7 protein-coding genes are annotated in these 7,678 nt (G+C 68.5%); 5 read left to right on the forward strand and 2 right to left on the reverse strand.

What is annotated here, in order from left to right; genetic code table 11:
* Positions 1-69: 69 nt before the first annotated feature.
* Complete coding sequence (fmt, locus tag FAZ79_RS10770; RefSeq protein ID WP_136867971.1) at positions 70-1,023, reverse strand: methionyl-tRNA formyltransferase; 954 nt, start codon at positions 1,021-1,023, stop codon at positions 70-72.
* On the reverse strand, positions 1,020-1,526 hold the full coding sequence (gene def / locus FAZ79_RS10775) for a peptide deformylase (protein WP_136867972.1): 507 nt from the start codon (positions 1,524-1,526) through the stop codon (positions 1,020-1,022). The genes fmt and def overlap by 4 nt, the downstream gene beginning before the upstream one ends.
* Positions 1,527-1,751: 225 nt before the next feature.
* On the opposite strand from def, the gene FAZ79_RS10780 reads away from it, so the two are divergent.
* The 5 genes from FAZ79_RS10780 to FAZ79_RS10800 all read left to right on the forward strand — a co-directional run.
* Positions 1,752-2,945, forward strand: a complete 1,194-nt coding sequence (locus FAZ79_RS10780; RefSeq protein ID WP_136867973.1) for a LysM domain-containing protein — start codon at positions 1,752-1,754, stop codon at positions 2,943-2,945.
* 3 nt (positions 2,946-2,948) lie between these two features.
* Positions 2,949-4,118: a DNA-processing protein DprA gene (dprA, locus tag FAZ79_RS10785; protein ID WP_231505792.1), complete on the forward strand. Its 1,170-nt coding sequence runs from the start codon at positions 2,949-2,951 to the stop codon at positions 4,116-4,118.
* Between the two features lie 125 nt (positions 4,119-4,243).
* On the forward strand, positions 4,244-4,717 hold the full coding sequence (locus FAZ79_RS10790; RefSeq protein WP_136867974.1) for a DUF494 domain-containing protein: 474 nt from the start codon (positions 4,244-4,246) through the stop codon (positions 4,715-4,717).
* 187 nt (positions 4,718-4,904) lie between these two features.
* Positions 4,905-7,358: a DNA topoisomerase I gene (locus tag FAZ79_RS10795; protein WP_136867975.1), complete on the forward strand. Its 2,454-nt coding sequence runs from the start codon at positions 4,905-4,907 to the stop codon at positions 7,356-7,358.
* Positions 7,355-7,678, forward strand: a 324-nt coding sequence (locus tag FAZ79_RS10800) for a Sua5/YciO/YrdC/YwlC family protein (protein ID WP_211238842.1), incomplete at its 3' end; no start/stop codon positions are given. The genes FAZ79_RS10795 and FAZ79_RS10800, both read left to right, overlap by 4 nt.

The following is a 7,678-nucleotide window of genomic DNA, read 5'->3' on the forward strand; positions in this document are numbered from 1 at the left end:
CGGTGCGAGCGACCCGGCTGGCCACCATGACCACCTTGGCGACGACGGGACGGGCGATCGGCCTGTGGGTTATCCGCCAAGCCGCACCCCCAGCAGATCGCGGCCGCGGGCAAAATCACTGGCGGCGACCGGGCGACCGCCGGCCCGCTGCACGCGCGTGAGCTCGAGCCCGCCGGCACCCGTCTGCACGACGAAGCCGTCCGCGGTCAGCTCGATCACCTCGCCGGGCGCCGCCTCGTCGCGCCCCTCGACCATGCGTGCGCCCCAGAGGCGCAGCGGCTGGCCCTCCAGCATGGTCTGGGCGACCGGCCAGGGGTTGAAGGCGCGCACGCGCCGCTCGATCAGATCGGCCGACTCGCGCCAGTCGACCGAGGCCTCGGCCTTGGCGAGCTTGGCGGCATAGCAGGCCTGCGCGTCGTCCTGCCGCTCGGGGGCACCGTCGCCCCGGACGATGGTCGGCAGCGCCTCGATCAGGGCCTCGGCGCCCAGCGGGGCGAGGCGATCGTGCAATGTCGCGGCGGTGTCGTCGGGGTGAATGGGCTCGATGCGCTTGAACCACATCGGCCCGGTGTCCAGCCCGGCCTCCATCTGCATGATGGTGATGCCGGTCTCGGTGTCGCCGGCCTCGATGGCGCGGTTGATCGGCGCCGCCCCGCGCCAGCGTGGCAGCAGCGAGGCGTGGATATTGATCGCGCCGAGACGCGGCATCTTCAGTACGGCCGGCGGCAGGATCAGGCCGTAGGCGGCGACGACCAGCAGGTCGGGCCGATACGCCGCCAGCTGCGACTGGGCGGCCTCGTCGCGCAGCGACAGCGGCTGCTCGACCGGCAGCCCCAGCTCGAGGGCGGCCTGCTTGACCGGCGGGGCGGTCAGCTTCTTGCCGCGCCCGGCGGGCCGGTCGGGCTGGGTGTAGGCGGCGACCAGCTCGAGCGTTTCGCCGGCCACCTCGTCCAGGCGGGCGAGCGCCTCGAGCGCCGGCACGGCGAAGTCGGGCGTGCCGCAATAGACCACGCGCAGGCTCATACACGCTCCCGGCGCGCGGCCTTTTCCATCTTCTTGCGGATGCGCTGCTGCTTGAGCGGCGAGAGGTAGTCGATGAACAGCCGACCGTCGAGGTGGTCGAGTTCGTGCTGGAAGCAGATGGCCAGCAACCCGTCGAGGTCATGCTCGATGGTCTTGCCCTTCTCATCCTGGGCGCGCACGCGAATGCGTTCGGCACGCGGGATGGTCTCGTTGATCCCCGGGATCGACAGGCAACCCTCTTCCGATTCGACCCTGCCGTCACGGGCCAGGATCTCGGGGTTGACGAAGGCCATCGCCCCGCTGCGATCCTCGCTCACGTCGGCCACGAACAGCCGCCGGTGCTCGTCGATCTGGGTGGCGGCCAGCCCGATGCCGCGCTCCTGGTACATGGTCTCGAACATGTCGGCGACCAGTTCGGCCAGCGCCGGCTCGAAGGAATCGACCGGGCGGGCGATTTCGCGCAGCCGGTCGTCGGGGTAGATGAGGATGTCTCGCAGACTCATACGTCGGTCACTGGTTTCAGATTGTTCGCCACGGCGGGGCGCCGGCAAGGGGGATTTGTTCGCCCGCCGGCCGACTGGACGGTGGGGGCGAAATCTTTTACAACAAGCCGTATTTGGGGATACATTGTACGCCAGCACTCGGCAGAACCCAGACGATTGTCGACAATCCCGGGCGGACACCCGTACACGGACTGCTCTCGGCCGGACACCAAGGACGTTGTAACGATGAGATCGACCAAAGGACTCCCCCTGGCACTCGCCCCGGCCCTCGCGCTCGCGGGCCTGATGCCGCTGACCAGCACCCTGACCGGCTGTGCCCTGACCGAGGACGACGTGGTCAACCCACGCGAGCCCATGTCCGCCGACGCCCTGCCGCTGGGCGCCGAGCGTGGCCCGGTCAAGCGCGACCTCTCCGCCGAGGAAACCCGCGACCAGTTCCGCGACCTCTCCGCCGAGGATTACGTGGTCAAGAAAGGCGACACCCTCTGGTCGATCGCCAACCACTTCCTCAAGGATCCCTACTACTGGCCCGAGATCTGGTACGGCAACCCGGAGATCGAGAACCCGCACCGCATCTACCCGGGCGACCGCATCCAGATCGTCTTCGTCGGTGATCGCCCGCGCCTGGCCGTCGGCCTGCGCCCGCACATCCGCTACGAATCGCTGCCGCCGGCCGTCGCCGCCGTGCCGCTCGACCTGGTACGTCCCTTCCTCAGCCACGACCAGGTGATGGACGAGGACGAATTCGAGGCCGCCCCCTACGTACTCGCCAACCGCGAGGGCTCGATCCACGCCAGCAGCGGCGACACCGCCTACGTTCGTCCGCCGCTCGACGGCTCGAAGCAACGCTTCGCCGTCGTCGAGAAGGGCAAGGCGCTGCTCGACGGCCGCAGCGGCGAGCACCTCGGCTACCGGGCCATCTTCAAGGGCGAGGCGAACGTGGTCGAGACCGGCGACCCGACCACCGTCGAACTCGAGGACACCGTGCGCGAGGTCGACGAAGGCGACCGCCTGGTCGAGATGACCGAGGAGGCCTTCGACCGTGACGTCACGCCGCAGATCCCGGCCTTCCCGATCGACGCCCGCATCATCCTGCTGCCGGATGCCATCACCCAGGTGGGCAGCCAGCAGGTGGTCGTGATCGACCGGGGCAGCGAATCCGGCGTCACCGCCGGCGACCTGCTGCAGATCAGCAAGCGTGGCCGGGTGGTCGAGGACCGCTTCGCCCCGCGCGACACCGGCGAGGATGGCCGCGAGGCCACCCGCGGCCCGGCCGTGCTGCTGCCGGACCACCCGATCGGCACCGCCATGGTCTTCCGCGCCTACGACCGCGTCAGCTACGCGCTGGTGATCAAGGCCACCCAGCCGATCCACGAGGGCGACCTGGCCCAGACCCCGGTCCAGGGCAGCACCCTTTAAGCGGTGCCTGCCGCGCCGCGCGCCTCAGCGACCCGGGGCACCCCCAGCCCGGGCAACGACGACACCACGGCACTGATCGAGCTGCTGGCAACCCCGGGCATGGGGCCCAAGCGGCTCGCCCTGCTGTTGACGCATTTCAGCACGCCGACCGCCGCCCTCGACGCCCCCCGCCGCGAATGGCACCACGCGGGGCTGCCCGAGGGCGTCACCCAGGCGCGGGCGGATGCAGAGAAGGTCGCCGCGATCACCGACTGGCTGGCCGCCGACGCGACCCACCACCTGATTGCCCGCGGCGATCCGCACTTCCCTGCGGCCCTCGAGGACCTTCCCGACGCCCCGGCCGCGCTGTTCGCCCGCGGACGCGTTGCCGCGCTCAGCGAACCACAGATCGCCATGGTCGGCTCGCGCACGCCCACCACCGGCGGGCGCCAGAACGCCCGGGCCTTCGCCCGCCATCTCGCCGCACAAGGGCTGGTGATCACCAGCGGGCTGGCCCTGGGCGTGGACGGCGAGGCCCACCGCGGCGCGCTGGATGTCAACGGCATCACCATCGCCGTGCTCGGCTCGGGCATCGACCGCCTCTACCCACCGGAACACGCCTCGCTGGCCGACGAAATCGTCGCCGGCGGCGGGGTGATCCTGTCCGAATGGCTGCCCGGCACCGAGCCGCGCCGCGGCCACTTCCCGCGTCGCAACCGCCTGATCAGCGGCCTGGCCTGCGGCGTGCTGGTGGTCGAGGCCTCGGTCAAGAGCGGCTCGCTGATCACCGCCCGACTCGCTGGCGAGCAGGGGCGCGACGTGTTTGCCATCCCCGGCTCGATCCACAACCCGCTGGCCCGCGGCTGCCACCACCTGATCCGCGAGGGCGCCAAGCTGGTCGAGACCGGTCAGGACGTCCTCGAGGAACTGGCCCCCACCCTGCGCCGCCAGTTGGAAGCGACCGCCACGGCGACAGAGGAAAGCGCCGGACCCGGACCCGAGGCACCACCCTCGCCACGGGACCCAGAGCAACAACGCATCCTCGAGCTGCTCGGCCACGACCCGCAGCCGGCCGACACCCTGATCGAGGCGAGCGGATTGACCGCCGGTGAGGTTTCCTCCATCCTCCTCATGCTTGAACTGGCGGGAGAGGTGTCCACCCTGCCCGGCGGCCTCTACGTCCGCACGAGTTAGCGAGTGTGGCCCGCCTGACCGGATATCAGCCGGCAACAGCACCCTGCCGACCGCACCTGCCGCCGCCCCCAACATGTATTCCCGATCGCGCGCGCAGGCTCAAGCCATCATGTCCCGGTGAGCCGATGAAAGAGACTGTTCTCGACCTGTTGATGTTCCTCTTCGAGAATTACATGGAAGACGAGGACCGCTTCCCCCCGCAAAACGAACGCGCCGGCCTGCAGATGAAGCTGCTCGAGGCCGGCTTCGACCACGACGAGATCGAGCATGCCTTTGCCTGGCTCGAGGGCGTGCTGGAACAGGGCAGCGAGTCCGGCCCCGAGCGCGACCATGCCTTCCGGGTCTACAGTGACGACGAGCAGATGATGCTCGACGTCGATGCCCGCGGCTTTCTGATGCAGCTCGAGCAGATCGGCGTGCTTTCGCCCTCGGCCCGCGAGACGGTGATCGAGCGCGCCATGGCACTGGGCGAGGACGAGATCGACGTCGAGCGCCTCAAGTGGATCGTCCTGCTGGTCCTGTTCGCCAAGCCGGGCGAGGAACAGGCCTTTGCCTGGATGGAAGACCTCGTCTTCGACGACGCCGCCGTCCTGCACTAAGAAGACGCTGCGCGAATACGATGCCACGTCGGCTGGGCGCGCCCCGAGCGAGGCATCTGCTACGTTGTCGCTCTTGGAAAGAGAATGACTCGTTCGCGACCAACCGATGCCTTGCGCCTGTCCGGCCCAGGGCGGGCCGAGCGGCATCGCATTCGTACAGACCTTCCGTAAATAACGAAGACACCTTATGAGCGAAAACCTGGTCATCGTCGAGTCGCCCGCCAAGGCCAAGACGATCAAGAAATACCTCGGCCCCGGCTACGAAGTGCTGGCCTCCTACGGCCACGTGCGCGATCTCGTGCCCAAGAACGGCGCGGTGGATCCCGAGCACGACTTCGCGATGAACTACACGGTCATCGACAAGAACAAGAAGCACGTCGACGCCATCAAGAAGGCGCTGAAGAAGGCCGACACCCTCCTGCTGGCCACTGACCCCGACCGCGAAGGCGAGGCCATCTCCTGGCACCTCTACGAACTGCTGAAGGACAGCGGCCTGCTCGACGACAAGGAAGCCAAGCGCGTGGTCTTCTACGAGATCACCAAGCGCGCCGTGCAGGAGGCGATCGCCCACCCGCGCGGGCTGGCCCAGGAGCTGATCGACGCCCAGCAGGCGCGCCGGGCGCTCGACTACCTGGTGGGCTTCAATCTCTCGCCGCTGCTGTGGAAGAAGATCAATCCGGGCCTGTCCGCCGGCCGGGTGCAGAGCCCGGCGCTGCGAATGATCGTCGAGCGCGAGGAGGAGATCGAGGCCTTCACGCCGCGTGAATACTGGTCGATCGCCGCCGACTGCCGCACCGGCGACCAGCCCTTCTCCGCCCGCCTCTACCAGCTCGACGGCAAGAAGGTCGCGCAGTTCACCCTCGAGGACGAGGCCTCCGCCACCTCGGCGCGCGAACGCCTCGAGGCGGCGGCCAACGGCACGCTCAAGGTCGCCAAGGTCGACCGTCGCGAGCGCAAGCGCCACGCCGCGCCGCCGTTCACCACCTCCACCATGCAGCAGGAGGCGGTACGCAAGCTCGGCCTGTCCGCCTCGCGCGCCATGCGCGTGGCTCAGGAGCTCTACGAGGGTGTCGACATCGGCCAGGGCACGGTGGGTCTGATCACCTACATGCGTACCGACTCGGTCAACCTGTCGAACGACGCGATCGGCGAGATCCGCCACCACATCGGCGAGAGCTACGGCGCCGATTACGTGCCGGAGTCGCCCAATCGCTACCGCACCAAGTCGAAGAACGCCCAGGAGGCCCACGAGGCCATCCGCCCGACCTCGATCGCCAACACGCCGGACAAGGTGCGCGCGTTCCTCAACCGCGACCAGTTCCGTCTCTACGAGATGATCTTTAAGCGCACGCTGGCCTCGCAGATGACCCCGGCGGTCTTCGACCAGGTCTCCGTGGATCTGGCCGCCGGTGACGAGCACAGCTTCCGCGCGACCGGCTCGACTCTGAAGTTCCCGGGCTTTATCGCCGCGTACCGCGAGGACGAGGACGACCAGGCATCGGACAAGGACGACGACCGTCGTCTGCCGCCGCTGGAGGAAGGCCAGCAGATCGAGCTCGCCGCGATCAACGCCACCCAGCACTTCACCGAGCCACCGCCGCGCTTCACCGAAGCGAGCCTGGTCAAGACGCTCGAGCAGTACGGCATCGGCCGCCCGTCGACCTACGCCAGCATCATCTCGACGCTGCGCTCGCGCGAGTACGTCGAGCTCGAGCAACGCCGTTTCCGCCCCACCGACATGGGCCGAGTGGTCAACGGCTTTCTGACCGAGTACTTCCGCGACATCGTCGACTACGAGTTCACCGCCAAGCTCGAAGACGAGCTCGATGCCGTCTCGCGCGGCGAGATGGACTGGGTGCCGCTGTTGCGCGAGTTCTGGGAGCCGTTCTCCAAGCGCATCGAGCACACCCAGCAGAACGTCTCGCGCCAGGAGGCCGCGCAGGGTCGCGAGCTGGGCGTCGACCCGAAGAGCGGCAAGCCGGTGGTCGCCCGTCTGGGGCGCTTCGGCCCGTTCGTGCAGATCGGCACCAAGGACGACGAGGAGAAGCCCAAGTTCGCCTCGCTGCGCCCGCACCAGAGCATCGCGACCATCACGCTCGACGAGGCGATGGAGCTGTTCAAGCTGCCGCGCAAGCTCGGCGAGACGCCCGAGGGCGAACCGGTCGAGGCCAACATCGGCCGCTTCGGCCCGTACGTGAAGTTCGGCAACAAGTTCGCCTCCCTGGGCAAGGACGACGACCCCTACACCATCGAACTGCCGCGCGCGCTCGAGCTCATCGAGGTCAAGAAGCTCGCCGAGAAGAACCGCATCATCAACGAGTTCGACGACGGCATCCAGGTGCTCAACGGTCGCTACGGCCCCTACGTCTCGGACGGGAAGAAGAACGCCAAGATTCCCAAGGACGACGACCCCAAGGCGATTACCCACGAGCAGGCGATCGAGATGATCGCCCAGGCCCCCGAGCGCAAGGGCCGTGGACGCAAGGCCGCCCCCAAGACCGCGGCCAAGAAGACGGCTGCCAAGTCGACGACCAAGAAGTCGACCACCGCGAAGAAATCGACAGCGAAGAAGACGACCGCCAAGAAGACCACGGCGAAGAAGCCCGCCAGCAAGACCGCCTCCGGAGGCAAGGCCGAATGAGCGTCCCGTCGGCATTCCAGCTGCGCGAGATTGCCCGCCACCTCGACGACGGCGGCCTGATCGCCTACCCGACCGAGGCGGTCTTCGGCCTGGGCTGCGCGCCGCTCGACCCGTTCGCGGTCATGCGCCTGCTCGCACTCAAGCAACGCGAGGTGGGCAAGGGTCTGATCCTGATCGCCGACACGCCGGAGATGCTCCAGCCCTTCGCCGCGGTGACTGCCGAGGAATGGGACCGCATCGCGGCCGACTGGCCGGCGGCGCGCACCGTCATCGTGCCGGCGGCCGACGGCGTGCCGGCCTGGCTGACCGGCGGGCGCAAG

It is taken from the genome of Guyparkeria sp. SB14A, from assembly GCF_005096345.1.
Classification (GTDB): Bacteria; Pseudomonadota; Gammaproteobacteria; order Halothiobacillales; family Halothiobacillaceae; genus Guyparkeria; species Guyparkeria hydrothermalis.